At 67.2% G+C, this 26,995-nt stretch carries 21 protein-coding genes; 13 read left to right on the top strand and 8 right to left on the bottom strand.

The window, feature by feature from the left end:
* Nucleotides 1-24: 24 nt before the first annotated feature.
* From GGD82_RS17325 to GGD82_RS17310, 4 genes are all read right to left on the bottom strand, one after another.
* Complete coding sequence (locus GGD82_RS17325; protein ID WP_150063623.1) at nt 25-267, bottom strand: response regulator transcription factor; 243 nt, start codon at nt 265-267, stop codon at nt 25-27.
* Nucleotides 257-5,725: a PAS domain S-box protein gene (locus GGD82_RS21480; RefSeq protein ID WP_150063624.1), complete on the bottom strand. Its 5,469-nt coding sequence runs from the start codon at nt 5,723-5,725 to the stop codon at nt 257-259. The genes GGD82_RS17325 and GGD82_RS21480 overlap by 11 nt, the downstream gene beginning before the upstream one ends.
* 337 nt (nt 5,726-6,062) lie before the next feature.
* Nucleotides 6,063-7,136: a UDP-glucose 4-epimerase GalE gene (gene galE, locus GGD82_RS17315; RefSeq protein WP_150063625.1), complete on the bottom strand. Its 1,074-nt coding sequence runs from the start codon at nt 7,134-7,136 to the stop codon at nt 6,063-6,065.
* 330 nt (nt 7,137-7,466) lie between these two features.
* Nucleotides 7,467-7,910: an RrF2 family transcriptional regulator gene (locus GGD82_RS17310; protein WP_150063626.1), complete on the bottom strand. Its 444-nt coding sequence runs from the start codon at nt 7,908-7,910 to the stop codon at nt 7,467-7,469.
* Between the two features lie 194 nt (nt 7,911-8,104).
* Here GGD82_RS17310 and GGD82_RS17305 point away from each other — a divergent pair, with 194 nt between their 5' ends.
* The 6 genes from GGD82_RS17305 to GGD82_RS17280 all read left to right on the top strand — a co-directional run bounded on the left by GGD82_RS17305 (nt 8,105) and on the right by GGD82_RS17280 (nt 14,377).
* Complete coding sequence (locus tag GGD82_RS17305; protein WP_150063627.1) at nt 8,105-9,124, top strand: sulfate ABC transporter substrate-binding protein; 1,020 nt, start codon at nt 8,105-8,107, stop codon at nt 9,122-9,124.
* A 1-nt stretch (nt 9,125) separates the two neighbouring features.
* A complete protein-coding gene (gene cysT, locus GGD82_RS17300; RefSeq protein ID WP_150063628.1) occupies nt 9,126-9,986 on the top strand; it encodes a sulfate ABC transporter permease subunit CysT in 861 nt (286 codons plus the stop codon).
* On the top strand, nt 9,979-10,911 hold the full coding sequence (cysW, locus tag GGD82_RS17295; RefSeq protein ID WP_150063629.1) for a sulfate ABC transporter permease subunit CysW: 933 nt from the start codon (nt 9,979-9,981) through the stop codon (nt 10,909-10,911). The genes cysT and cysW overlap by 8 nt, the downstream gene beginning before the upstream one ends.
* Nucleotides 10,854-11,912, top strand: coding sequence for a sulfate/molybdate ABC transporter ATP-binding protein (locus GGD82_RS17290; RefSeq protein WP_150063630.1), 1,059 nt, complete (start codon nt 10,854-10,856; stop codon nt 11,910-11,912). Before cysW ends, GGD82_RS17290 begins: the two co-directional genes overlap by 58 nt.
* A 52-nt stretch (nt 11,913-11,964) precedes the next feature.
* Nucleotides 11,965-13,752: an SLC13 family permease gene (locus tag GGD82_RS17285; RefSeq protein WP_150063631.1), complete on the top strand. Its 1,788-nt coding sequence runs from the start codon at nt 11,965-11,967 to the stop codon at nt 13,750-13,752.
* Nucleotides 13,753-13,918: 166 nt separating this feature from the next.
* Nucleotides 13,919-14,377, top strand: coding sequence for a NifB/NifX family molybdenum-iron cluster-binding protein (locus GGD82_RS17280; protein WP_150063632.1), 459 nt, complete (start codon nt 13,919-13,921; stop codon nt 14,375-14,377).
* Nucleotides 14,378-14,392: 15 nt separating this feature from the next.
* Here the strand turns inward: GGD82_RS17280 and GGD82_RS17275 are convergent, their stop codons facing one another.
* The 3 genes from GGD82_RS17275 to GGD82_RS17265 all read right to left on the bottom strand — a co-directional run bounded on the left by GGD82_RS17275 (nt 14,393) and on the right by GGD82_RS17265 (nt 18,591).
* The gene (locus GGD82_RS17275) at nt 14,393-15,547 is read right to left on the bottom strand and encodes an ABC transporter ATP-binding protein (protein ID WP_246163985.1); all 1,155 of its coding nucleotides are present in this window, start codon (nt 15,545-15,547) and stop codon (nt 14,393-14,395) included.
* Nucleotides 15,544-17,361, bottom strand: a complete 1,818-nt coding sequence (locus tag GGD82_RS17270) for an ABC transporter permease (RefSeq protein ID WP_246163986.1) — start codon at nt 17,359-17,361, stop codon at nt 15,544-15,546. Before GGD82_RS17270 ends, GGD82_RS17275 begins: the two co-directional genes overlap by 4 nt.
* A 198-nt stretch (nt 17,362-17,559) precedes the next feature.
* Nucleotides 17,560-18,591, bottom strand: coding sequence for a Fe(3+) ABC transporter substrate-binding protein (locus tag GGD82_RS17265; RefSeq protein ID WP_311731980.1), 1,032 nt, complete (start codon nt 18,589-18,591; stop codon nt 17,560-17,562).
* Nucleotides 18,592-18,890: 299 nt separating this feature from the next.
* Between GGD82_RS17265 and otnK the strand changes: the two genes are divergently transcribed.
* The 7 genes from otnK (at nt 18,891) to GGD82_RS17230 (ending at nt 26,068) form a co-directional block, all read left to right on the top strand.
* Nucleotides 18,891-20,144, top strand: a complete 1,254-nt coding sequence (gene otnK / locus GGD82_RS17260) for a 3-oxo-tetronate kinase (protein WP_150063633.1) — start codon at nt 18,891-18,893, stop codon at nt 20,142-20,144.
* Nucleotides 20,141-20,770, top strand: a complete 630-nt coding sequence (gene otnC / locus GGD82_RS17255; protein ID WP_150063634.1) for a 3-oxo-tetronate 4-phosphate decarboxylase — start codon at nt 20,141-20,143, stop codon at nt 20,768-20,770. The genes otnK and otnC overlap by 4 nt, the downstream gene beginning before the upstream one ends.
* Before the next feature lie 210 nt (nt 20,771-20,980).
* Nucleotides 20,981-21,742 carry a DeoR/GlpR family DNA-binding transcription regulator gene (locus tag GGD82_RS17250; protein WP_150063635.1) on the top strand — a complete coding sequence of 254 codons (762 nt, stop codon included), beginning with the start codon at nt 20,981-20,983 and terminating at the stop codon, nt 21,740-21,742.
* 228 nt (nt 21,743-21,970) lie between these two features.
* Complete coding sequence (locus tag GGD82_RS17245; protein WP_150063636.1) at nt 21,971-23,008, top strand: PdxA family dehydrogenase; 1,038 nt, start codon at nt 21,971-21,973, stop codon at nt 23,006-23,008.
* 45 nt (nt 23,009-23,053) lie between these two features.
* Nucleotides 23,054-23,476, top strand: a complete 423-nt coding sequence (locus GGD82_RS17240) for a tripartite tricarboxylate transporter TctB family protein (protein ID WP_150063637.1) — start codon at nt 23,054-23,056, stop codon at nt 23,474-23,476.
* 12 nt (nt 23,477-23,488) lie between these two features.
* On the top strand, nt 23,489-25,045 hold the full coding sequence (locus GGD82_RS17235; RefSeq protein ID WP_150063638.1) for a tripartite tricarboxylate transporter permease: 1,557 nt from the start codon (nt 23,489-23,491) through the stop codon (nt 25,043-25,045).
* A gap of 63 nt (nt 25,046-25,108) precedes the next feature.
* Nucleotides 25,109-26,068 (top strand): Bug family tripartite tricarboxylate transporter substrate binding protein, encoded by a 960-nt coding sequence (locus GGD82_RS17230; protein ID WP_150063639.1) that lies wholly within the window; start codon nt 25,109-25,111, stop codon nt 26,066-26,068.
* 168 nt (nt 26,069-26,236) lie between these two features.
* Here GGD82_RS17230 and GGD82_RS17225 read toward each other — a convergent pair whose 3' ends face one another.
* Entirely contained in the window at nt 26,237-26,977 is a 741-nt protein-coding gene (locus tag GGD82_RS17225; protein ID WP_150063640.1) for a sulfite exporter TauE/SafE family protein, read from the bottom strand.
* Nucleotides 26,978-26,995 lie beyond the last annotated feature (18 nt).

The raw sequence follows: 26,995 nt of genomic DNA, 5'->3' as shown, positions 1-26,995 counted from the left end.
GGCGGCCAGGAGGATGATGGGGACTCACTCCACGTCCGGATCGGCGACGACCCGTCGGTACACCTCCCAACCGGCGATGTCCGGAAGGTGCCGGTCCAGACGAATCAGGTCGGGGTGTTCGCGTCGCGCCACGGCTAACGCTTCTTCGCCGGTTGTGGCACTGTATGTGTCGTACGAGTCCTCAAAAACCGAGGCTAAAAGCCGAAGCGTACTGGGATCATCTTCGACGATCAACAGGGTCGGGCGGGCGTGGACATCAGACGTCATCGGCCAGACTCTCCTTTAAGTCTAAAGCGTCGGCCAGGGCTCCCGTTCTGTCAAAGGCCTCAAGTTTCCGGCGGAGCCGATCGAATGCGTCCGGATGATGCCCCCCCAAATGACCCTCTAAGGCCTCAACAAGTGTCTCCGACACCAACCGGTTCGCTTCCAGGCGCGCCGTGATGTCGTCCAGGGCGTCGGTCGCCGCGGGTCGATCCAAAGGCGCCGCAGGGGCGTGGCTCGCGCGACGCGGGCTGAGGGATTCGATGCGGAAGAGGGCGGTCGCCAGCGCGTCCTTGAGCGCCTGCCCGTCGTTGGGGCGGTCCGCCTGGAGGTCGGCTTCCACCGCGCGCGCGGCATCGTGGACCGCCATGGCGCCAAGGTTTCCCGACGCCCCCTTGAGGGTATGGGCGAGATGGAGGAGCGTTGCCGTATCGTTCCGGCGATACGCCTCATCGAAGGCTTCATGCCATGTCTGATTATCGGCGGCGAACGCGGTGAGCAACCGAAGGAGAAGGGCCTGATCGCCGGACAGGCGTGCCAAGGCCGCTGGCAGATCGAAACCGTCGAGCGTTTTCGGAAGGAGATCGTCGCCGGACGGCGGGGTGTCCAACGGGGCGTTGTCCTCCGCGACCGGATTCGGTGTGTCGTCTGTGGTCGGCGCGTCCCGATCCGACAGCCATTCGGCCAGCGTCTGTTCCAGAAGGGTCGCGTCGATCGGCTTCGACAGGTAGGCGTTCATGCCGGCCTGCAAGGCCGCCGCCCGGTCTTCGTTGAACGCGGCGGCGGTCAGGCCGATGATGGGCAGGCTTTCCCGCCCCTCCAGGGTGCGGATGGTTTCCGTGGCCTGAAGCCCGTCCATGGTCGGCATGTGCACGTCCATGAGAACCAGGTCGTAGCGGCGTGACGCCAGGGCTTGAATGGCCTGCTCACCGTTGTTCACGATGTCCACCGTGGCGCCCAAGGCCGTCAGCATATGGTAGGCGACGTCCTGGTTGATCGCGTTGTCCTCGGCCAGAAGAAGCCGGGCTCCCTTGATGCGCGCCGACGCGCCCGGATCGGTCTGGCTATCTTTCACCACCTCGGCTGTGTTGGCGGCCGGTCGATCGGGCGCCAGGACTTCGGACAGGGTATTGAACAGCTTCGAGGCGGTCGCTGGCCGCGACACGACGGTGTAGGGCGAGGACGCCGGACCGTTCGGGGCCGTCGCCGCACTGTCGGTGCCGGGGTCGGCGATGCAGATCACGGGGCTTTGGCCAGTCCGGGACAGAGTCCGCAGGCCGTCGCCGTCCAGCGTCCCCTCGGGGGCGTCGCGGGTCCCGACCGCGAACTCGACCAGAACGGCGGCAAAGGGCTGTCCGTCCGCGACGGCCTGTTCACAGAGCGTCAGGGCGGTCGCGCCATCCGGGGCGTACACGACCTCCATGCCCCACATCGTCAGGTGACGCAGGCGAACATCCCGGCTGGCGGGCGTTCCGCCCACCAGAAGAACGCGCTGGGCAAACGCAGCCGTGGTGTCCGTGGTGTCCATGGAGCCGCTGGCCTGCCGGCCGAAGGGCAGGGTGAACCAGAAGGTGCTGCCGCGGCCGGGCGTGCTGGTCACGCCGATCTCACCCCCCATCATGGTGACCAGATGGTGGCAGATGGCGAGCCCCAGACCGGTGCCGCCGAACCGGCGGGTTGTCGTCGTATCCGCTTGGGAGAACGAGGAGAACACAATCGCCTGCTGCTCAGCGGTCATCCCGATGCCGGTATCGCTGATGGAAAACAGCAGGGTGCAGTTCTGCGCCGTCACGGCCTCCGGCCGGACCGACAGGCGAACGATGCCGCTTTCCGTAAATTTGAGCGCGTTGCTGACCAGATTGGTGAGCACCTGAGACACCCGAAGCGTGTCACCCCGCAGCCGGGTCGGCACGTCGGGTGGAAGGTCCACCAGAAGCTCGACACCTTTCCGGGACGCCGCAAACACAAACATGTCAAAGAGGCTTTGGAAGACGTCGTTGAGGTCAAACGGTTCATTTTCAAAAACAATCTTACGCGCTTCCATCTTTGAATAATCGAGGATGTCATTGAGGATCGCCATCAGGGAGCGGGATGACCCCAATATTTTATCAACGAAGTCGGCTTGCTGGTCATTCAGGTCTGTTTTCTGCAACAATTGGGAAAGGCCCAGGACCGCGTTCAGGGGGGTGCGGACCTCGTGGCTCATGTTCGCCACGAATTCACTCTTGGCGCGGTTGGCGTCTTCGGCTTGCTCCGTTCTTTGGGCTAGCTCCGCGTTCATGGCCTCGAGACGGAGTTGCGTGGTCTTGAACTCCGTAATATCCGTCACGATGGCGACGACACCATGAACGGTTCCGTCCGCGAAATCCGGAATGTAATTGGCAAGCACATAGATCTCTTCACCGTTCGAGGTGATGCGTTTTTGCTCGAAGATTTGTTTGCGCCCGTCCAGGGCTCGCAGGAAGCGCGGGTTGTTTTCAGTGTATGATTCTGGCGTCACGAGTTCGCCGAGCGTCCGGCCGATGCACGCCGCCTTCGGGACGCCCGCTCCGTCGCCGAACGCCGTGTTCGCGAACGTGCACATTTCGTCGGGCGTCCAGTAGGAAATGCTCGACGGAAGGGTGTCGGTCACGGTTTCGAGCAGTCGGTTGGAATCGGCCAGTTGGCGTGTTCGTTCATCCACGAGACGCTCAAGCTGATCCTTGTAGCGTTCCAGCTCCCGGCGCACGCTCATGAGTTCGGAGACATCCTGAAGCGCCAGGAAGACCCGGCCCGTCAGCAGGCCACCGGTGGCCAGGGACGCCGACACCAGCAGGTCGGTGGTACGGCCGTCCGGTCGGGTCCGTTGCGCCTCGCCGGTCATGACCCGCGTATATCCGACCTCGGTCAGCGCCAGGATCAGGCGCAGGACCTTGGTCTGGCTCTCCGCGTCGGCGAAGACATCCAGAAGAGAGGTGGGGCCCTGACTGTCGACCATGTTCAGGGGCGCCGCGCCCCCCTGGTGGGCCATGGTCATGGCGCCAAGCAATCGGCTCACGGAATCGGGCGTCAGGGCCTCTATGGCTGTGGACCGCGCTCCCCCCTCGCTCTGCATATTCGTCCAATGCGTCAGGGCGTCTTTGGCGTCGATCTCCAGCAGGGTGACCGGTGCGGTGGTCAGCAGCGCCTGCACCCGCTCATACTCTTCACGGGCGCGGGATTCGGAGCGTTTCATTTCCTCGATATCGGTGTTCGAGCCGTACCACTTCGTCAGTTCCCCGTCGGCATCCAGGATCGGCTCGGCCCGGGTCGCGAACCAGCGGTACTGCCCGTCGTGGCGCCGGATGCGGAAATCGACGTCCAGCGGCGTCAGGCTGTTCAAACAGGCCTGCCAGATCGGGAATAGTCGGTCTCTGTCGTCTGGGTGCACCTGCTCCAGCCAGCCGAAGCCCAGTTGTTCGGCTTCGCTGATGCCCGTGTACTCCACCCACTGTCGGCTGAGGTAATCGCATGTCCCGTCCGCCTCGCAGGTCCACACGAGCTGCGGCATCGACTCGGCCAGGGTTTTCCAGCGCTTCTCGCCGGCCACGAGCGCCGCCGACATGCGGTCGCGCTCCGTATCGTCCACCCCGACGACGGTATAGCGCTCCTCCGGACTGGTGTCGGTGGTCGTGGAATACAGGTTCAGGATCAGACGGGTGTCGTACGGCCGATCGGGGGCGCGGACATGGACGTGGCGGGATGGCAAATCGGTGCCCAGTGCCAGCATGTCCTGAAACGATGAGAAATAGGTGCCGTGATCGGTGCCGTCGTGGATGTGATCCAACAGGTTGCTGCCAATTAAGCGGTGTGATTCCGGCACGCCGAGGATCATGCTGGCGGCAGGATTAGCGTATAGGATGGCGCCGTTCTCATCCAGAATCATAATCAGGTTGTTTGTTTTCTGGACCAGGGACGCGTAAATATCTTTCTCGCCTTCCAATCGTTTCTGATACGACAGGTCCACGATGCTGGCCACCGCCATCCGCTTGCCGTCCATCGACAGGCGCCCCAGGCTGAGGTTCAAGGGGAAGATCGTGCCGTCCTTCCGACGGCCGACGAGATCCCGTCCCACGGCGAGACGATTGCCCTCGGCCGACAGGAACCCCGCCCGCAGCGCCTGATGACGGCGCTTCAGGTGGTCGGGCAGCAGGCTATCGACGGTGCGGCCGATCAGCGCTCCGGGCGGATAGCCGAACATGGTGTTGAGGCCGGGGTTGGCGATGACGATCCGCCCCGCCTCTTCCGCCACCAGGATGCCACTGGGGGACGCCTCAACCAGGTCCTCGAAGACCTGTCGCGCCTGATTCCGTTGGGTCAGGGCTTGGGATTCGAGGCGGACGCGCGCCAGTTCAACCGCCTGCATCCGGCGCGCCAGCGACTGCCGTTCGAACAGAACGCTGAGAAGATAGGCGATCAGGACGGCGCCCAGGGTCGTGGCGCCGCTCCAGGACCACACGCCCCAGGCCAGGGCGACGAGCGCGGCCCTTGGCACGTGCGTCACCATCGTCCAGCGCCCCCCGCGTTCGAGGGGGTGTCCGGCGGGAGCGGCGGGCGGGGATCGGCTCCAGACCCACAACCCCGTCTCGGTTTCAACCGCACCGACCGCGTCCTGCTCCATCCGGGCCCAGACCAGGGGCTCGACGTCGGAGAACGGCCTCTCGCGGTCATAATCCGAAGCCCAGGCGTGATCCAGGGTCTCGTGTACGGCCAAGTCCCCGGATGCGTTCAGGATACGAACACGATTCGTTTCGCCGTATAGCTGTTGTATGTCGGCGAGAACCTTGTCGACGGAAATGTTGACAATAAAAAGTCCGGATTGGCCATGCTCTGCGGGGTCCAAATGAATGGCGACTCGAATCGTCGCAATGAGGGGGCGTTCAATTTTTCCATCTTCTTGGTTCAGCGCTATATCGGAAATGTAAAGGGAAGACGGAGGGGCGCTCATGGTGTCCCGAAAATACGGCTCGCCGCTTTTGTTTTTCAGGGTCCATTGGGGAACCGACACGGGAAACGGCCCCACTTTGTTGATCTGCACCCGCTCCATGCCGTCCGGCCCGATCCAGCGCGCCTGAAGGTACGAGGGGTTGCGCGTGAGCAGTGTCGCGAAGGCTCGCTTGAGCAGGCCCAGGCGCTCCTCGGGCGCCTTCAGGGCGCGTTGCACGTCGAGCTCAAGCGGCAAACCCATCAGTTGGAACAGCGCGGTTTCGGCCACCACGTTGAGCTTCTGTTTGGCGACGATGACCCGTTGGGTTTGGTCGGCGATCAAGTTGGCGCGTTCGCCCTGGTGGATCAGCGCGCCGATGATGCCGCCACTGACGAGGGCGACCGCCGCCAGCGGAAGGAACAGCGACAGGGCCGGTTTCCAGAATGAAAGCGTGAGCGGGCCCCCACGGGGCGGCGGTGCATCCTTGGGCGGAACAGGTGTGGCCGTGGTGTCGGTCATGGCGGTTCACATCCAGGGTTTCAGGGCGCCGCGCCGGGATAACCGTGGCTATGGCCGGCTCCATCGGGCGTGCCGGGCGCTCACGAGGATCGCCACTAGGATCGCCACGACTGGGTTGAGACCCGGGCGCCGTGAGACCGAGGGCCGCAGCCGCGGGGCCGGTCCCGGAGACACGGAGTCTCGCACACCAAGGGTTAACAAGGCGACCAAGTATGCCGCCCTGGATAGAAAAGAGGCCGGGGCACGAACAGGCTGCCGCGGGCGCATCGCGCCAGTGTCAAGTCCGACGGAGGGAGCCGGCACGAGAAGGGTGACACTCGCGCGTATCACCGTGGTTTCAGGGTGGGGCGCTGCCGGAGGCCGAAAGGGGGCCGCCATCGTCCGGGGCCTGGAGTCCCGCGCGACGTCGCTCGCCCCGCACACTATCGCGGACCTGCGCCTCCAGTGCGGCGTGGATCGGTCGCCAACCAAGCTCCGCTATCGCCGTGTCCGGGGCCGCGACCAGTGTGGGCGGGTCTCCAGGGCGGCGGGGCGCGATCCGGGTCGGGACGGGGCGCCCGGTCACGCGCTCCACGGTCGCGACCACCTCGCGCACCGAATGCCCTCGGCCGGTGCCCAGGTTGGCGACGAGCGGCGCCCCGCCCCCCAACAGGCGCCCCAGCGCGAGAACATGCGCCTGGGCCAGGTCGGCGACATGGACATAGTCGCGCACGCAGGTGCCATCCGGCGTGTCGTAGTCGGTGCCGAACACGGCGATCTCCGGGCGAAGGCCCAGCGCCGCCTGGACGGTCAGCGGGATGAGGTGGGTTTCCGGCTGGTGCGTCTCCCACAGGTCCCCGTCGGGGTCGGCCCCCGCAGCGTTGAAGTACCGCAAGGCCGCGTACCGCAGGCCCTCGGCCGTGTGCAGGTCGGCCAGAATCTCCTCGGCCATGCGCTTGGTGCGGCCGTACGGGTTAACAGGGTGGAGTGGGTGGGTTTCCGGGATCGGCAGCACGTCGGGATCGCCGTACACCGCCGCGGTCGAGGAAAACACAATCGCATCCAGGCCCGCCGCCCGCATGACCCGCAGCAGCGTCAGCGTCGCGGCGACGTTGGCGTCATAGAACGCCGCCGGATCCGTCACGGACGCCCCGGCCTCGATCCGTCCCGCGAAGTGCAGCACGCCCTTCGGCGCGTAGGCCGCCACCACGGCCGCCAGACGCTCCGCGTCGTCCAGATCGCCGACCTCCAGGGGCCCCCACTGCACGGCCTGGCGTGCGCCGTTGGACAGGTTATCGTACACCACCGGACGGAACCCGGCGCCGGCCAGGGCCTTGCATGTGTGGCTGCCGACGAAGCCGGCGCCGCCGGTCACCAGGACCACCGGCCCGTTGCCGGTCCACCGAGCGCCATCGCGGGTATCAGAGGGCATGATACGTCACCTTCTCCACGCTGGAGTCTCGGCCTGAACCGTGCTGACCGCCAGCGGCAATTCCGTCAAGGCGCGATCCGCCTCGTCCGGCAGGGTCAGCGCTAGCCCCATCGCCAGGCGGCGCAGCGCCGCAATATCGTGCGTCGGCGGCTCGACCGCCGGGGCCGCCGCCGCGGGGATGCGGGGTTGGTGGTATCGTCACAGCGGCCACGCCCGTACAACGGCTGGATGGGCCAACGGGGCCGGTCCGACTGCCTCTGTCCCGCCTCTGTTTAACGTGGCGCTGGCGGGTGTCTCGTCGCGATACCCTCGCCGGGGTGTTCCAGAACGTCAGCCGGCACCCAAGATTCGGTGATGCGCCGATCCGCCGCTCATGTCGGCCAGGGTGGTGGCGTCCAGCACGGCCGTGTTGGCCCGATGCGCCTCGGCGAACACCCGCCGGATCCGGCAATCGTCCTCGCCGTCGCAGTCCTCGCAGCGGCGATAGGCCATGCGGCTCAGGCAGGGCAGCGGGGCCAAAGGACCGTCGATCAGGCGCAACACCTCCCCCACGGTGATCAGATCGGGCGCCCGCAGCAAAGCGTAGCCGCCGTTCTTGCCGCGCCGGCTGGACAGCAAGCCGCGATGCTTCAGGTCGAGCAGAATCTGCTCCAGGAACTTGCGGGGAATCCGCTGCCCGTCGGCGATGTCCGAAATCTGCATCGATTGCCCGACCCCGGCTTCGGCCAGGGCGAGCAGCGCACGCAGGGCATATTTGGCTTTCTGGGAAATCATGCGGGCGATCCGCTCTCGGGAGGGCTGTCCCCGGTCTTCGCCGCCCGGAGCCGGTGGGTCAAGTCGCATCGTGAGGGGCCGGGGTCGGTGCCGCTGTGGGAGCCAGGGTTGGTCCACGCACACAACATTATTGACAATCTCTACCGACTTAATAGGAAATAAGGGTCGACATCGTCAAGATGGGACCGTTCGCGATGACCTCTTCGAAGCCCCGCGGCCTTCTGGCCCTCGCCCTGATCACCGGCCTGCTGATGACGCCGAGTGCACGGGCAAACGACACCCTTCTGAACGTCTCGTACGATCCGACCCGGGAGTTCTATAAGGATTTCAACGCAGCATTCACCGAGCATTGGACGGCGGAGGGCGGCGCCCCCGTGACCATCCGGATGTCGCACGGGGGCTCCGGCAAGCAGGCCCGCTCGGTCATCGACGGCCTCGACGCGGACGTCGTGACGCTCGCCATTTCGGTGGACATCGATCGAATCGCGGAGGCCACCGGCGCAATCCCGGCCGACTGGCAGGACCGCTTGCCGGACGCCAGCGCACCCTACACCTCCACCATCGTCTTCCTGGTGCGCAAGGGAAACCCAAAGGATATCAACGACTGGGACGATCTGTTGCGCGACGACGTGCAGGTCGTGACCCCGAATCCCAAGACCTCGGGCGGGGCCCGCTGGAACTATCTGGCGGCCTGGATCTACGCCGAGGATACCTACCCGGGGGACGAAACCCGGGTGCGTGACTTCATGGCGCGGCTGTACCGCAACGTGCCGGTGCTCGACACGGGGGCGCGCGGCTCCACCATCACCTTCACCCAGCGCGGCATCGGCGACGTGCTGCTGGCCTGGGAGAACGAGGCGTTCCTGTCGCGCCAGAAGATGGGCGCGGACCAGTTCGATATCGTGGTGCCCAGTGTCAGCGTACGGGCGGAGCCGCCGGTGACGGTGGTGACCGGAAACACGGAGCGTCGGGGCACCACGGCCCTGGCCACGGCCTATCTTGAGTATCTCTACTCAGAAACAGGACAAACGCTGGCGGCGCGACACTTCTACCGCCCGGCCCGGCCGGATCGTGTGCCGGCGGCCGACCTCGCCCCGTTCCCTGAGGTGACGCGGGTGCGCATCGCCGACCGCTTCGGAAGCTGGGCGGCGGCCCAGGCGATCCACTTCGCCGACGGCGGCGTGTTCGACCAGATCACGGGCGCGGGCCACTAGGATGCCCCCCGCTGCCATCGCCGCGCGCCGTTGGCGGGTCCGTGCGCCCAGCGTCCTGCCCGGGTTCGGTCTGACGCTGGGCTTTACCCTGACCTATCTGACGCTGATCGTGTTCGTCCCGCTGTCGGGGCTAGCATGGCATTCCGCGACGTTGGGATGGGAGAACTTCTGGTCGCTCGCCCTGGCGCCGCGCACGGTGCAGGCCCTGCGGATCAGCTTTGGCACGGCGCTGATCGCGGCGATCGTGAACGCCATCTTTGGCACCCTCGTAGCCTGGGTGCTGGTGCGCTACCGCTTTCCCGGCCGGCGCCTTCTGGATGCCGCCGTGGATCTGCCGTTCGCGCTGCCCACGGCCGTCGCCGGCATTGCCCTGGCCGCCCTGTACGCCCCCAACGGCTGGATCGGGCAACCGCTGGCCGACCTGGGCCTGACCGTCGCCTATACCCCGGTGGGCATCGTGGTCGCCCTGGTCTTCGTCGGCCTGCCGTTCGTGGTGCGCACCGTCCAACCGGTGTTGCAGGACCTCGACCGCGAAGTGGAGGAGGCCGCCGCCACCCTGGGCGCCAGCCGGGCGCGCACCCTCCGGTCGGTGATCCTGCCGGCGCTGGCCCCGGCGTTGCTGACCGGCTTCGCCCTGGCTTTTGCGCGGGGGGTGGGAGAGTACGGCTCGGTGATCTTCATCGCCGGCAACATCCCCTTCGTCTCCGAGATCGCGCCGCTCCTGATCGTTATTCGCCTGGAGGAGTTCAACACGGCCGCCGCCACCGCCATCGGCGCGGTCATGCTGATGCTGTCCTTCGGGCTGCTGCTGCTCATCAACCTGATTCAGGGCTGGAGCCGGCGGAGGTTCGGCCATGGATAGCGCACCACGCCATCCCCCTTCTCCCATCGGCGAGCCGCCTTTGACGCGCGCGCTGCTGATTGGAACGGCGCTGGCCTTCCTGGGCCTGTTCCTGCTGCTGCCGCTGGTGGCGGTGTTCATCGAGGCGTTCCGCCTGGGGCCGGGCGCGTGGATCGCGGCCATCACGGAACCGGACGCCCTGGCCGCGTTGCGCCTGACCCTGCTGGTGGCGGCGATCGCCGTGCCGCTCAACGTCGTGTTCGGCGTGGCGGCGGCCTGGGCCATCGCCAAGTTCGAGTTTCCGGGCAAGGCGGTGCTGATCACCCTGATCGACCTGCCGTTCTCCGTCTCCCCGGTGATCTCGGGTCTGGTGTACGTGCTGCTGTTTGGGGGCGGTGGTGTGCTCGGCCCCTGGCTGAAGGCGCAGGGCATCGAGATCCTGTTCGCGGTGCCGGGGATCGTGCTGGCGACCCTGTTCGTGACGCTGCCGTTCGTGGCGCGCGAGCTGATCCCGCTGATGCAGGACCAGGGCGCCTCGGACGAAGAGGCCGCGCTCAGCCTGGGCGCCAGCGGCTGGCACACCTTCCGCACGGTGACGCTGCCCAACATCCGCTGGGGCCTGCTGTACGGCGTTCTTCTGTGCAACGCCCGCGCCATGGGGGAGTTCGGGGCCGTGTCGGTCGTCTCCGGCCATATTCGCGGCCTGACCAACACCGTGCCCTTGCACGTCGAGATTCTCTACAACGAATACAACTTCCCGGCCGCCTTTGCCGTGGCCTCGCTGCTGGCGGTGCTGGCGCTCGTGACCCTGGTCCTGAAGACCGCCCTGGAGGCGCGTCTTGGGTCCGGCACGACGCCCAGCCCCAGCGTTAGGGAGCACGCGACCGCATGGATATCCAGGTCCACGACATCCGCAAAGCCTTCGACGGTCATGCCGCCGCCCTGAATGGGCTCAGCCTCTCCGTGACCTCGGGCGAGCTTCTGGCGTTGCTGGGCCCCTCCGGGTCGGGCAAGACCACGCTGCTGCGCATCATCGCCGGATTGGAGACGCCGGACAGCGGCCGCCTGCTGTTCAACGGCACGGATGCCGCCCATCGCTCCGTGCAGGAGCGCAACGTCGGCTTCGTCTTCCAGCATTACGCCCTGTTCCGTCACATGACGGTGGCCCAGAATGTCGGCTTCGGCCTGGCGGCACGGCCCCGCGCGCGGCGCCCGAGCCGCCCCGAAATCCGCCGCCGGTCGGAGGAGCTGTTGGCCTTGGTGCAGCTGCAGGGGCTCGAACACCGCTACCCCACCCAGTTGTCGGGCGGCCAGCGTCAGCGGGTGGCCCTGGCGCGCGCCTTGGCGGTGGAACCGACGGTGCTGTTGCTGGACGAGCCCTTCGGCGCCCTCGACGCCAAGGTGCGCAAGGATCTGCGCCGCTGGCTGCGTGACCTGCACGACCACACCGGGCACACCACCGTGTTCGTGACCCACGACCAGGAGGAAGCCCTGGAGCTATCGGATCGCGTCGCCATCATCAACGCGGGCCGCGTGGAGCAGGTGGGGCGACCGTCCGAGGTCTATCTCACCCCGGCCAGCGCCTTCGTGTGCGGGTTCATGGGGGCGTGCAATGGGCTGCCGGTGCAGGTGCGCGACGGCGCCGCGTTCCTCAACGGCGCCACGCGACCGGTCGCCGACGGGCTTCGGGTCGCGGATGGGCCGACGGTGATGTATGCGCGCCCGCACGATGTGGCGCTGACCACCGACGACACGGGGCCTGGGCTGTGCGGCATCGCCGAGGCGGTGCGCGTCGCCCCCGGCCTTCTGCGGGTGGACATGGCGGTACCGGGGCTGGACACACGGCTGGAACTGGATATTCCCATGTCTGACGCGCATTGGACCGCCGTGCGGCCGGGCCAGCCCATCCAGGTCCGGCTGACCCACTGCCATGTGTTTCCGTCCTGAGCCCACCCCCTGAACCGCCGTCCCGTCCCGCCGTCCGCCGCCCGATCCGACCATGACCCACGATCAGATCCTCATCATCGGCCTTCTGCTCGCGACGTTGGTGGCGCTGGCCCTGCACCGCTGGCGTTACGATGTGGTGGCGGTGGCCGCTTTGCTGACCGGCGTCGCGTTGGGACTGGTGCCGATGGAGGGTGCGTTCACCGGCCTGTCCAACCCGGCCGTGGTCACCGTGGCCGCCATCCTCGTCCTGGGCCGCACGATGGTGGCGACCGGAACGCTGGACCCCTTTGCCGAACGGGTTGGCCGGTTCCGAACGGGGCCCGTCAGCCTCGTCGCGGTGCTGTGTGGCACGACGGCGGCGGCCTCAACCCTGATGAACAACGTCGGCGCCCTGGCCCTGATGATGCCGGTGGCCCTGGCCGTGGCGGCGCGGCGCGGCCTGCCGCCGTCCCTCGTGCTGATGCCGGTGTCCTTTGCCGCGCTGCTGGGCGGCATGACCACCCTGATCGGCACGCCGCCGAATATGCTGATCGCCCAGATTCGCGCCGAGACCGTGGGCGCACCCTTCTCGCTGCTGTCGTTCGCGCCGGTGGCCGTGCCGGTGGCGCTGGTCGGCGTCGCCTGGCTGTCGCTCGCGGGGTGGCGGCTGGTCCCCCAGCGGCGCCCCGTAGCGGGCCGCGCCCCCTTCGAGGTGGGCCGCTACCAGTGTGAACTGACCGTGGCGCCGGGCCCCCTGGCCGGGCAGGGCCTCCACGCCGTCGAGACGGCGGCCGGCCTGACCATCCATGGCGTGTTGCGGGAGGGCGCCTGGGTGTTCGCGCGCCGCGAGGCCATTCGCCTGGAGGCCGGGGACGTCCTGTGCGCGGAAGCGGACCTCGCCACCATCGAGCGTTTGACGGGGGCGGGCGCGGTAACCTTGGGGGCGGTGCGTGGGGGAGGTGAGGGGACGGGCGACGGCGACGATGCGTTCGTCCTCCTGGAAGCCGTCGTGCCGCCCGGCGCCGTGGTCCTGGGCAGTGCCCTGGCGAGCCTGGAAGCCGCCGACCGCTGGGGCATCGCCGTGGTGGCGGTGGCGCGCAATGGGCGCCGCTACGAGGGGCGGCTGGAGGACCTGACCCTGGCCGTGGGGGATGTGCTGCTGCTGCACGGCCCGCGCGCGCTGATCGAGCAGGCGGTGGACGATCTGGCCTGTCTGCCGCTGGCGGCGCGCGGCATCGCGTTGGAGCGCCGCCGCCCGCGCGTGACCCTGGCCCTGTTCGGCGTGGGACTTTTGGTCGCCGCCGCTGGGGTGGTGCCGGCGGAGATCGCCTTTACCGGGGCCATTCTGGCCATGGTGCTGGCGGGCGTGCTGCCGGTGCGCGATGTCTATCGGCGTGTCGACTGGTCGGTGATCGTGCTGCTCGCCGCTCTGGTGCCCCTGAGCGAGGCGCTGGCCGAGACCGGCGCCGCCCGCGCGCTGGCCGAAACGGCGCTGGGGCTGGCGCATGGCGCCGGTCCCACGGCCCTGCTGGCGATGACCTTCGCCTTCACGGCGCTGGTGACGCCGGTGCTCAACAACGTGGCCACAGTTCTGGTGCTGGCGCCGGTGGTGGTGAGCCTGGCCACGCAGGCCGGACTGCCCGTGGATCCGTTCCTGATCGCGGTGGCCATCGGAGCCTCGGCCGACTTCCTCACCCCCTTCGGGCACCACAACAACACCATCATCATGGGGCCGGGCGGCTACCGGTTCGGCGACTACTGGCGGCCCGGCCTGCCGCTGCTGGTGCTGACGGGACTGGTCGCGGTGCCCTTGCTCGCGCGCATGCTCCCACCGGGTGGCCCCGGTGTTCCGGGCGGGTGAACGCCGTCGCAAACCCGTGGTCCCTTGACCCAAGATGCCGGATACAGCTACCGTTATATAGATGGGAACCATAACGGTGTATTGAGGCCGTTTCCCCAAGGCCCCTCAACGCGGCCTGCCGGGGATTCGGGGCATCCGGACGTGCGGTGAGCAGCGAGGCACCACCATGATGATCGCCTTTGCAACCCAGAACCTGACGCACATCGACGCGCACTTTGGATGGGCGCAGCATTTTCTGATCTACGAGGTGTCGGCCGAGGGGCACACCTACCTGCGCACCGTGCGGTTCAAAGGCGCCCTCCGTGCGGATGGGGACGAGGGCAAGCTGCCGCCCAAACTCAAGGCGCTACGGGGGTGCGCGCTGGTGTTCGCGAGCGACGTGGGCGAGTCGGCGCACGCGCGCCTCAGCCATCAGGGCGTCCACCCGATCGTGCGGTGCGCGGGCTGGAGCATCGCGCATGCTCTGGAGGACCTGATTCAGACCCTGCGGGTCCGGCCGTCGCCCTGGGTGCGCCACGCGGAACAGCGTCGCCGCCTGCGCCGCTCGCCCCGGCGGACACCGCGCCTTGGGTTCGACGGCGGTGAGCCGACAGGCCCGATACGCACCCGGCCGGCCCACAGTTGATGGGCGGCACTTCCGTCATAGGGCGGGATGCACAGACGATACCGATCCAGGCTCCGGCGATAGGACGGCGGCCTTGCCGCGTTCGTCCGCCGGGAAGATGAAGACCCCGGCGGGTTTCAGGCCGATCCCGACCTCCGCGCCCAGGGGTATCGGCGGCATGTCGGCGATATGGGCGTGCAGGTGGGTGCCGGTCGCCCCGTCCGCGATCACCAGGGTGACGTCATGGAAGCGGCCCAGGTGACGGATGGCCGTGATTCGGGCCCGAGGTTGGTCCCCTTGGGGCGCCGTCTCCAGGACAAAGGCCTCGGGGCGGATCATCGCGAGGGCGTTCCTGGGGGCATCCCGATGGCCGGCCCGGGGCGGCGCCGGCAGGGTACCCAACGGCGTCTCGGCCACCCCGTGGCGGACCCGGGCGGGCAGCTCATTGATCTCGCCGAAAAAGCGCGCCGCGAAGGGGCAGGCGGGCTGGTGGTACAGCGTCGCCGGATCGCCCGTCTGCACGATCCGCCCCTGATCCATCAGCACAATGCGGTCGGCCATATACATGGCCTCTTCCGGGTCGTGGGTGACCATCACCGCCGCCACGCCGTTGGCGCGCAGGACGTCGAAGGTCTCGGCGCGGATCTGGTGGCGCAGGCGGGCGTCCAGGCCGGAGAACGGCTCGTCCAACAGCATCAGCCGGGGCTCCGGCGCCAGGGCCCGGGCCAAGGCTACGCGCTGCTGCTGACCGCCGGACAGGGTGTGGGGATACACCTTGGCATGCTCGGCCATGCCGACCATGTCCAGGGCCGCCCGCACGCGCTGGCGTCGCTCGGCCCGACGGCGGTGGGTGATCCCGAAGCCCACGTTGTCGGCCACGGTCAGATGGGGGAACAGCGCGAAGTCCTGGAACAGGAAGCCGATGTGCCGGCGCTCCGGCGGCAAGGCCTCGGCGCCCATGGCCACGGTCTCGCCGCCCATGCGAATCTCGCCGGTCCAGGGATGCTCCAACCCCGCGGCGATGCGTAGGGTGGTGGTCTTGCCGCAGCCCGAGGGGCCGAGCAGGCACATCAACTGCCCCGGCGGCAGCACCAGGGAGACGTCGCGGACCACCGGCCGGGATCCGTACCCATGGGTGATGGCGCGCATCTCCAGGGCGGGAGGGGTCCGCTCCTGCGGGGGACGGGTCACGCGGCGGACTCCTGGGTTTGGGACCGGAATGGGGATCGGGGCGCAACCCTCGCCTCTCGGTCGACCGACGCGGCGGCCGGGGAGGGGGCCCATTGGCGCGCGCGGGCGATGGAGCGGCTGAGCACGATCACGGGGAGAAGGCCGGCGGCGACGATGGCCAGCGCCCCCAGGGCGGCCTGCTCGATCTGTTCACTCGACGCGAACTGGAAGACATGGGTGGCCAGGGTGTCGAAGTTGAAGGGCCGCAGCAGCAGGGTGGCGGGCAGCTCCTTCATGCCGTCCACAAAGACCAGCAGGGCCGCCGTCAACAGGCTGCCCCGCATGATGGGCAGGTGGACCCGCCAAAGCACCCGCCCCGGGGTGCAGCCCAGGGTGCGGGCGGCCATGTCCACCGTCGGGCGCACCCGGCCCAGGCCCGCCTCGACCGTGCCATAGGCCAGCGCCAGGAACCGCACGACATAGGCGAACACCAGGGCGAAGAGGGTGCCCGAGAGCAGCAGCCCGGTCGAGACCCCGAACGTGGCGCGGAAAAAGGCGTCCACCGCGGTGTCCACGGCGCCGAAGGGTGCGAGGATGCCGATCGCGAGGACCGTGCCGGGAATGGCGTAGCCCAGGCTGGCGATGCGCACGCACCACTTCAACCCGGTGCCCGTGCCCAGGCGCGAGGCATAGGCCATGAACACCCCGATGGCCACGGCCACCACGGCGGCGGTGGCCGACAGCGTCAGGCTGTTTCCGGCGAACGCCAAGACATCGGCCGTTCCGCTTTCGGAAAAGCGGGGGATGGCGTTGCGCAGCAGCACGCTGGCCGGAACCAGGAAGCCCAGGGTGATGGGCAGGGCGCAGGCCAGGGTCGCCCCCCAGCCACGCCAGCCGGACAGCGGCCGGCCCTCCACGGGGCGCATGCGCGTGCCGGTGTTCTGATACGCGCGCCGGAACCGCGCCTGACGCTCCAGCACGATCAACCCGATGATGAAAAGCAGGAGCACGCAGGCCACCTGCGCCGCCCCGGATCGGTTGCCCATGATCAGCCACACATTGTACAGGCCGTTGGTCAGCGTCTGGACGCCGAACAGCTTCACGGTTCCGTAGTCGTTGAGCGTTTCCATAAGCACCAGGGCCAAGCCCACGGCGATGGAGGGGCGGGCCAACGGCAGGGCGACCCGGCGGAACGCCGCCCAGGGTGTGCAACCGAGGGTGCGGCTGACCTCCAGGGTGCACAGGGACTGTTCCAGGAAGGCCGAGCGGGCCAGCAGGTAGACATACGGGTACAGCACCAGGGTCATCATCGACACCGCCCCGCCCAGGCTGCGGATCTCCGGGAACCAGTAGTCGCGGGGGCTGGACCAGCCGAACAGGGCGCGCAGGGCCGCCTGCACGGGGCCGGCGTACTCCAGCAGCTCGGTGTAGGTGAAGGCGATGATGAACGCCGGAACGGCCAGGGGTACCAGCAGAGCCCATTCGAACAGGCGCCGCCCGGGGAAGCGGAACATCGTCACCAGCCAGGCCGTGCCGGTCCCGATCAGGAAGGTGCCCAAGCCCACGCCGAGCAGCAGCAGCAGGGTGTTGCGGATGTAGGTGGGCAGGATGGTGCTGGCCAGATGGGGCCAGATGTTGGCGTCGCCCGGCGTCAGGGCCATGACGACGACGGCGATGGTAGGCGTGGCCACGATCAGGGCGGCCAGGGCGGCGCCCAGAGTCCAGAACGAGGGGCGGGTCCAGAACGAGGGGCGGGTCCAGAACGAGGGGCGGGGCCAGCCCCGTCGCAGGACGGGACCGTCGGGCGGCATGGCACGGACGGTCTTCTCGGTCATGAACGTCCTTCGTCCCTTCCGAAACCAGGGGCGGAGCCGGCACTGTGGTGATCGAACAATCGTGGCGATCGAACAAAAGCGCGCGGCGCCCCCGGACACCGGACCCCGGTTCGAGGTGCGCCGCGCCGTCGCACGGGTTCGGGACGCGGTGGGACGGACGTCGCATCGACCCGCCGCGGTCAGGCCGCCGCGGTTGGCTTAGGGGCCTTCGTTGTAGTTGACCTCGTTCACCAGCATCAGCGCCTCCGAGGCGTGGGCGGCGACCTCGGCTAGGTTGATCGAATCGACCTCGAACTCTCCCCAGGAGGCCACCAGGTCGCTGCGCGGCACGCCTGGCTTTACGGGGAACTCGTGATTGACCTCGGCGTAAAGGGCCTGGGCCTCGTCGCCGGACAGGAATTCCATGAGCTTCAGGGCGTTGTCCGTGTTCGGTGCGCTCTGGGTCATGGCCATGCCGCTGACGTTGACGTGGGTGCCGTGGCCCGACAGGTCCGGGAAGATCATGTAAGCGCTCTCGGCCCACGCCCGCTGCTCGGGATCGTTGAGCATGGCGCCCATGTAATAGGTGTTGGCCAGGGCCAGATCGCAGAGGCCTTCCTTGATCGCCTTGACCTGGGCGCGGTCATTGCCGCCGGGCTTTCGGGCCAGATTGGCCTTGAGCCCCTCGAGCCAGACGCGGGTGTCTTCGACGCCGTCATGCGCGATCATCGCCGAGATCAGGCCGATATTGTAGACGTGATCGCCGGGGCGCGTACAGACCTTGCCCTTCCATTCGGGATCGGTCAGATCGTCGTAGCGGGTGATCGTGCCTTCGGGAACCCGCTCCTTGGAGGCGTAGATCGCCCGCGCGCGCGTGGTCAGGCCGAACCACAGCCCCTCCGGATGGCGGTATGCGGCGGGGATGTTCTCGTCGAGCACCGGCGACGAGACGGGCTGAACCACATCCGCCTCGGCCAATTCGGTCAGGCGCTTGATGTCGACGGTCAACACGACGTCGGCCGGACTGTTCATGCCCTCGGCCTTCAGTCGCTCCACCAGCCCCTGGTCGGTGTAGACCACGTTGGTCTCGATCCCGGTCTCTGCGGTGAAGCTGTCAAGCATCGGCTGGATCAGGAAGGGCTGCCGATACGAATAGATATTCACCTCGTCCGCGGCCCAGGCTGCTGTCGGGCCCGCGAGAGACGCGGCGACCACGCCGGCGGCGAGAACGACTCGCTTGGAAACCATCATGAAACACTCCCTGTCCGATCCATGGGGCTCATATCGTGTGCGGCGTTTCTATTGAGAATGAAACGCATGCGCACGGACTAGCCCGGTTGGGGCGCGCTTGGCAAGCCCAAAAGCGCCCCAACCGGGCCTCGGCCCGCGCGGGTTTGAGGGTGAGAGGGCCGGGAGCATGGGGGAAGTACGGGCGTCGGGTGCGCTGGTCTGATCAGAAATGTGACGATGTGTGAATTTCTGTCGTCTTCCGATCCGAAGTGTGATAGTTCGATGACCCTATTCGCTGCACCTGTCTTGGGGAGGAGGCGATGCTGATCGGCGTGATCGCGGACGATTTCACCGGGGCGACCGACATCGCCGGGTTCCTCGTGGCGGAGGGGGTGCGCACCATCCAGACCATCGGCGTGCCGCCCGCCGACATGGCCGTGGACGCCGAGGCGGTCGTCATTAGCCTCAAGTCCCGCTCCTGCCCGGCCTCGGAAGCCGTGGCGGACTCGCTGGCGGCGCTGGAGTGGCTGCAGGCGCGCGACTGCCCTCTGATCTTCCAGAAATACTGCTCGACCTTCGACAGCACGGCTGCGGGCAACATCGGTCCCGTCGCGGATGCATTGCTGGATGCCCTCGGCGCCGACTTCACGGTTCTGTGTCCCGCGCTGCCCGTCAATGGACGCACGGTCCACAATGGCGAGCTGTTCGTCGGCGACGTGCCGCTGGCCGAGTCGGGCATGCGGTACCACCCGGTCAACCCGATGACCGACAGCCATCTGGCGCGGCTGATGGCGGCCCAGGCGCGCGGATCCTGCGGTGTGGTGACGGGCGAGGTCGTGGACCGGGGGCCGGACGCCGTGCGCGAAGCCCTTGAGGCCCAGCGCGCGGCCGGACATCGCTATGCCGTTCTCGATGCCCGGACGGACGCGCACCTGGATACGCTGGGACAGGCCGTGGCCGACATGCCGCTGGTAACCGGCGGGTCGGGCCTGGGCGCGGGGTTGGCGCGGGCGTGGCGCACCCGGCTGGCCGACCCGGCACGGGCCAGTGACGCGGGCGCGCCGGTTGGCACCGAGACGGTCGTGATCGCCGGGTCGTGCTCAACGATGACCAACTGTCAGGTTGCGGCCTACGCGGCCGAGGCGCCGGCCCTTGCGGTCGACGTCAGTCGCTGCCTGAGTGATCCGGACTATGTCGATGTCCTGGCGGCTTGGGTGCTGGAGAACCGGGCCGCGCCATGGGCGCCCTTGGTGTATGCGACCCGCGCTCCGCAGGCCTTGGACGAGATCCAACGGACCTTTGGTCCGGCGGCCAGCGCGGCCATCGAGGCCACGTTCGCGGCCCTGGCGGCCAAGCTGGCGGCGGCCGGATTCACCCGCTTCGTCGTGGCCGGTGGCGAGACCTCCGGGGCGGTGGTCCAGGCGCTCGGCGTCAGCGCGTTCCATATCGGGCCGACCATCGCGCCCGGCGTGCCGTGGGTGCGGGCCGTCAACAAGCCGTATGCCATGGCCCTTAAGTCCGGCAACTTCGGCCAGGAGCGGTTTTTCTTCGCGTGTCAGGGGGGCGGTTCATGAGTATTGGGGCGTATCGCGAACGCATGTGCGCGTTGGGCTGTTCTCTGTTCGACCGCGGCCTGGTGGCGGGCGGTGCGGGCAACATCTCGGTGCGCACCGCCAAGGATCGCATTCTGATCACCCCAACCGGCGGCAACTTCGGTCGGATGGGGCCGGACGACATTTCGGAGGTGGACGCCGACGGCGCGCTTCTGACGGGCGCAAAGCCGTCGAAGGAGCTGCCGTTCCACCTGAGCCTTTACCGGGCGCGCCCGAAGACCGGGGCCATCGTGCACCTGCATTCGACCTATCTGACGGCTTTGGCCTGTCGGCAGGACCTGGATTACGAGAACGCCCTGCGGCCCTTCACGCCCTACTACGTCATGCGGGCCGGCAGCCTGCCGGTCGTGCCCTATTACCGGCCGGGCGACCCGCGCATCGGCGAGGACCTGGAGGCGTTGGCCCGCAAGACGGACGCCCGTGCCTTCCTGCTGGCGTCCCACGGGCCGGTGGTGCTGGGCGATACGCTGGAGCAGGCGGTCGACAACGCCGAGGAGCTGGAGGAGACGGCCAAGCTGGCCTTCCTGCTGCGCGGCGAGCGGATCCGGTACCTGACGGACGCCGAGATCGCCGAACTGAGGCCCTGACTCCTCGCATCGTCCGCCGCCCACCGGACGATGCGCGTTACGGACCGGCCTCCTGTGAACCGGATCCGGTGGGCCCATACCCCGCGCGAGACGACGCGCGACTTTGAAAGGGCACCGCGCCCGGGCCAAGAAGCCCACCAAAAAAATACGCGGTGTGAGTGGAGGATGGGCGCGTGCGGATCCCGCCGCGCCCCGGGAGGAACGACCACGATGATCCCGGCGGAACGACAGCATTTCATTCTGTCCCATCTGGCCAACCGCGGGGTGATGAGCATCGCCGAATTGGCGAGTCAGCTCGACGTCTCCCGTATGACCGTGCGCCGTGACATCCAGCACCTGGAGCAGGCGGGCCGGGTCATGTCGGTGTCCGGTGGCGTCCGGCTTCCGGAGCGCCTGGCGTTGGAGCCGTCGCACGTCGTGAAGGCCGGCATTCGCCAGGACGAGAAGGCGCGCATCGGCCGCGTCGCGGCCTCCCTGGTGCCGGAGAACGCCGTCCTGTACCTCGACGCCGGCACCACCAGCCTTCAAATCGCGCGCAACCTCACCGAACGCCGTGACCTGATCGCGGTCACCAATGATTTCGAGGTGGCGTCCTTCCTGATGCGGAACGCGCTGTGCCAGCTCTATCACACGGGCGGCTTGGTCGAGCGCGAGAACCAGTCCTGTGTCGGCGAGGGCGCCGCCGAGGCGATCCGACGCTTCAACTTCGACATTGCGTTCGTGTCCGCCTCGTCGTGGACCATCAACGGACTGTCGACCCCCGCGGAAACCAAGGTGCCGGTGAAGAAGGCCGTCGTGCAGTCGGCCGCGCGCAGCATCCTGGTCTGCGACTCCTCGAAATACGGCATCGTAGCGCCGCTCAACGCCATTCCGCTGGATCTCCTCGATGCCGTGATCAGCGACCGGGGTTTGTCGGCCAGCGTGATTGATGCCATTCGGGCCAGGAACGTCGACGTCATCCTGGCGGACTAGAGCAAATCCCGAGCGATCTGGACCAGATCGCGACGACGATTTGCTTAATTATCAATATAATAGAGCCTTTTGCATGATCCAGATATCACGCAAAAGGCTCTAGAAGAGGCGCGATGCTATGCGGGTCCGGACTGTTTTCCCCGATCGAAGCCCCCCGTCGCCGGACGGAGCGGGGGGCGTGTGCCCCCTGTCCCGCGACCGATTTCCCTCAGTCAAAGAGTGTCAGTGATGCAGAAGACGAACGAGGACAGCCCCATTGTCGGCATTCTCCTGGGCGATGCGTCCGGATGCGGACCGGAAGTCATCGCCAAGCTGGCGGCCGCCGGCACTCTGACCGAGACCTGCCGGCCGATCCTGATCGGGGATGCCCGGGTGTTCGCCAAGGCCCAGACGTATGCCGGTGTCACCGTGCCGACGGCGATCATCGCCGCACCGGCGGAGGCGCGCTGGGAGGATGGAAGCCTGCCGGTTCTCGACCTGAAGAACCTGGACCCGGCGACGTTCGCGCTTGGTGAGGTGAGCGCGGACTGCGGCCGCGCGGTCGGCGAGACCCTGACGACGGCCATCAAACTGGCCCTCGCGAATCAGATCGACGGGATCCTGTACGCGCCGATCCACAAGCAGGCGCTGTACTTGGGCGGCTTCACGTTCGAAAGCGAGGAGGCCCTGTTCGCCTCGCTCATGGAGACGGAACATCACGGCGAGATCAACATTCTCGGCAACCTCTGGACGACCCGCGTCACCAGCCACATCCCGCTGAAGGACGTCAGCGACGCCCTCACCCAGGACCGCATCGAGCAGACCATTGCGTTTGGCCACGACGTCCTGACGCAGGCCGGGTTTGACGCCCCGCGGCTTGGCGTCGCCGCGCTCAACCCGCATGCCGGCGAGAACGGCAAGTGCGGGCGGGAGGAAATCGACGTCATCGCTCCGGCGGTCGAGGCCGCCGCGGCCCGGGGCATTGACGTGCGCGGACCGCTTCCCGCCGATACCGCGTTCACCCGCGCGTTTTCTGGCGAGTTCGACATGGTGGTGACCCTGTACCACGACCAGGGACAGATCGCCCTGAAGACCAAGAATTTTAGCGAAGGGGTCACGGTCGCCGGCGGTTTTCCGGTGCCGATCTGCACCCCGGCCCACGGCACGGCCTTCGACAAGGCGGGAACGGGTACGGTGAACACCCGGGCGACCGAAAACGCCCTCGGCGTGTGCTGCCGCATGAGCGCAGTGCGACGAAACAAGACCAAGGGCCATCAAGGCCAATAAGAAAAGCCGATTGTACAGCGGGCACAGAGCCCGGGAGGACCTATTATGAGCCGGCGCGCCATACCCATTCTCGTTCTTCTTATGAGTGTCTTTTGGTTCTACAAAGGCGTCTTCGATTACGGCGTGTGGTATAACGACGGACCCGGCGGTGGTTTCATGCCGGTCTTCGCCTCGTCCCTCGCCGCGCTGTTTGCCGTGATCCTGCTGGTGAAGCCGGACACCACGGCCCAGGCGATCCCTCCCGCAGCCTTCATTCCTCTTGGCATGGTGGGCGCGGCGTTCACGCTCTCCATGTTGGTCGGCCTGCTGCCCGCCCTGGCCGTGATGCTGTTCCTGTGGCTTTGGCTGCTGGAGCGCTACCGGCCGTTGACGTCCCTGTTCATCACATTTTGGCCGATGCTGGTGGTGTACGGGATTTTCCGGCTGTGGCTGAACGTTCCGTTCCCCACCGGTTTGTTCGGCGTTTAGGGGGGCGGACCGATGGAAGAGACCCTTACCCACCTGCTCAACGGCTTCGATGTCGCGTTGACGCCCTATAACCTGATGTTCGCCTTCGCGGGCGCCATCATGGGCCTGATCGTGGGCGCGATGCCGGGCATCGGCTCGCTCGCCGGCATCGCCCTGCTGCTGCCGCTGACCTTCAAGCTCGATCCCACGGCGGCCATCATCATGCTGGCGGCGATCTACTACGCCAACATGTACGGCGGCTCGTTCAGCGGGATTCTGCTCAACATCCCGGGGGATTCGCCGGCCGTCATGACCGCCCTGGACGGCCACCGGATGACGCGGAACGGCCGGGCCGGCAAGGCCCTGTTCACGGCGATCCTGGCCTCGTCGATCGGCGGGACCATCGGCATCATCATCATCACCATCATGGGACCGCTGCTGGCGGCCTTGGGCTTGCGGTTCGGCCCGGCCGAAATGACGGCGATCATCCTGATGGCCTTCACGTCCATCGGCTGGCTGCTGGGCGAGAACCCCACCAAGGGCGGCCTGGCGACCTGCCTCGGCCTGATGCTGGCCGTGGTCGGGGTCGACATGGCGCGCGGCATGTCGCGGTTTGCCTTCGGCTTCCCGGAATTGCTGAGCGGGATCAGCTTCGTTCCCCTGGTCATCGGTATGTTCGGCTTTTCGCAGGTCATGATCCTGATGACCGACGAGCGCCGGAAAAAGCGCGACGCGGCGCAGGCCAAGGACACCGACGCCCCGCAAGCGGATGCGGTGCCGATGGCGCAGCAGAAAATTCGGCTGCGCGACAGCCTGCTGACCCGCCAGGAGTTCTTTCGTGTGGTCCCGGTCGCGACGAAATCCGGCTTGCTGGGAACCATCATCGGCGTGCTGCCCGGCGCTGGGGCGACCATGGCCGCCTTCCTGTGCTACATCTTTGAAAAGCGGACCGGCGGCAACGGCGCCGCCATGGGTGAGGGCGTCATCGAGGGTGTCGCCGCTCCCGAGGCCGGCAACAACGCCGCCGCCGCCGGTGCGTTCGCGCCCTTGCTCTCCCTCGGCATCCCGGGCGGCGGCACCACGGCGGTGCTGTTGGGCGGCCTGATGATGTGGGGGCTGACGCCCGGCCCGCTGCTGTTCACGGAACAGCCGGAATTCTCCTGGGGCCTCATCGCGTCGATGTACGTGGGCAACATCATGTGCCTCATCGTCGCGGTCTCGATTATTCCGTTCCTCACCAAGATTCTTCAGATTCCGGTGCGGATCATCGCGCCCATCATTACCGTTGTCTGTGTGGTGGGTGCGTTCAGCGTGAACAACAGTGCGTTCGATATCGGCGTGATGCTGGCATCGGGTGTGGTCGGCTATTTCCTTGTTCAATACAAATACCCGACGGCACCGCTTCTTCTCGCCTTCGTTCTGGCCCCGATCCTGGAGCGGTCCATGCGCGCCGCGTTCGAGATTTCCGGCGGCCAGATCAGCATTTTCTACAAGAGCCCCATTGCCCTGAGCTTCCTTCTCGTCATCGTCGCCATCTGTCTGGTTCCGATGATGATCAAGGCGGTCCGCGCCCTCGGTCAGAGGGGGTGAACCCTGGCGCGGTCGATCGGAGGCCGCGCCCACCAACCGCAACGTCACTTTCCGGAGGAAACAATGAAACGCACCCTGACATGTCTCGCGACCCTGGGCCTTGCCGCGTCCCTGGTCAGCCCGGCCCTCGCTTTCGAACCGGACCAGGACGTGGATGTGATCGTTCCGTCCAGCGCCGGCGGCGGCAGCGACCTGTTCGCCCGCACGCTCGCCGACGTGATCCGCAGCGAGAACCTGGCCGAGGACACCAACTACGTGGTCACCAACCGGCCCGGCGGCTCGGGCGCGGTGGCGCTGGCCTATGCCACGACCCAGACCGGCAACAACGACATGCTGATCACGATCGCCATCGGTCAGATCATCAGCTCCTACGCGCTCGATTGGGACATCAAGGGCGCCGACATGACCCCGATCGCCATCATGGCGAACGATGACTTCTTCCTCTGCGCCCTGACGGACCGGTTCGAGAACGCCGAGGCCGCCATTGAAGCCGCCAAGAGTGGCGACATCACCTTCGGGTCGTCCCAGAAGGCGAACAGCGACCACCTCGCCTATTTGTTGCTGAACAAGTACGCTGAAACCAACTTCAAGTACGTGCAGTTCGGCGGCTCCGGCGAGGTTATGTCGGCGCTGCTCGGCGGCCATGTCGATGTCGGCATCTTCAATCCGGGCGAGGCGCGCGGTCAGATCGCAGCCGGCACCGTGGTGCCCCTGGCCTCCTTCTCGGCCGAGCGGATGGACTCGCCGATGTTCGGTGATACCCCGACCTTCACCGAACTGGGCTATCCGGATGTCGTCGCTGCCGAGACCCGCGTGGTCCTCGGCCCGCCGGAGATGGATGACGACGCGGTCGCGTACTACGAGGACCTGCTGGGAAAGGTGGCCGAGACCGACCGCTGGCAGCAGGATTACATCGCCCGCAACAACCTGAGCCCCGTGTTCATGGACTCCGCGGCGACCGAAGAGCACCTGAAAACCGTGATCGAAAAGCGCGTTCCGATCTTCGAAGAATCCGGCCTGTAAGCGCAGTGTGACCCTGCGGCACACCGCCCCATGCGGACCCGGCTCGTCGTCGTGACGGGCCGTGGTCCGAGGGGACCCGCGGTGAGACCCGAAGACAAACCCCGTCGTCATTCGGCGGGGTTTGTTTTGTGACCCGAGGGGGCTCTGTGATTCGTGAAGAGGCAGGGTTCAGCCGAAGGCCTCGCTTCCGCCGCGCGCCAGAAGAAGGCAGGAGAGAATGAAGAGCATGATCTGGATGGTGCGCATATAGAGCGCCTCGGACAGCTTTCCGGTCAGCCAACGGCCGAACACGGTGCCGCCGATCCCCGTCGCCGCCAGTCCGGCGATCAGGCCCCAGTTCAGGCCATTGAGCTGTCCGATCACATAGTAGGCCGGCAGCTTCACCAGATTGCCGACCGCAAACGCGATGGCGACCGTGCCCGCGAACTCCAGCTTCGGCAGCCGTTGCGGCAACAGGAAGGCCTGGGACGGTGGCGCGCCGGAATGGGTGATGAAACTCGTCACTCCCGTGAGCGATCCCCAGAAGAGGCCGGGTAGCACGCGGGCTTCGGTCTTTTCGGATGGCGTCCGTCTCAGCCAGACGTTGGCGCAGTACCACAGGCCGATCCCGCCCGTGATCAGCAGCAGCACCGCTTCCGACGTATAGGGTGTGATCACGGTGGCGATCGCCACACCGAACAGCATGGACGGGATGAGGATCTTAAGGTTCCGGGCCGAATAGCTCTTCCGGTAGAGCCACACCCCGATCCAGTCCGTCACGATGTACACGGGCAGCAGCGTTGCGGCCGCTTTCACGGGGTTCATGAACAGGGCCAGCATCGGCACGGCAATGGCGGCCGCCGAGGCCAGGCCACCCTTGGACAGGCCAACGATCAGGGCCGCGATAAGCAGCAAAAGGGTATCCGTCATGGTGGGCTTCCAAGGGGG

Origin of the sequence: Roseospira marina, assembly GCF_014197855.1 — a bacterium.
Taxonomy (GTDB): domain Bacteria; phylum Pseudomonadota; class Alphaproteobacteria; order Rhodospirillales; family Rhodospirillaceae; genus Rhodospira; species Rhodospira marina.
This window is presented reverse-complemented; position numbering and strand designations above follow the sequence as displayed.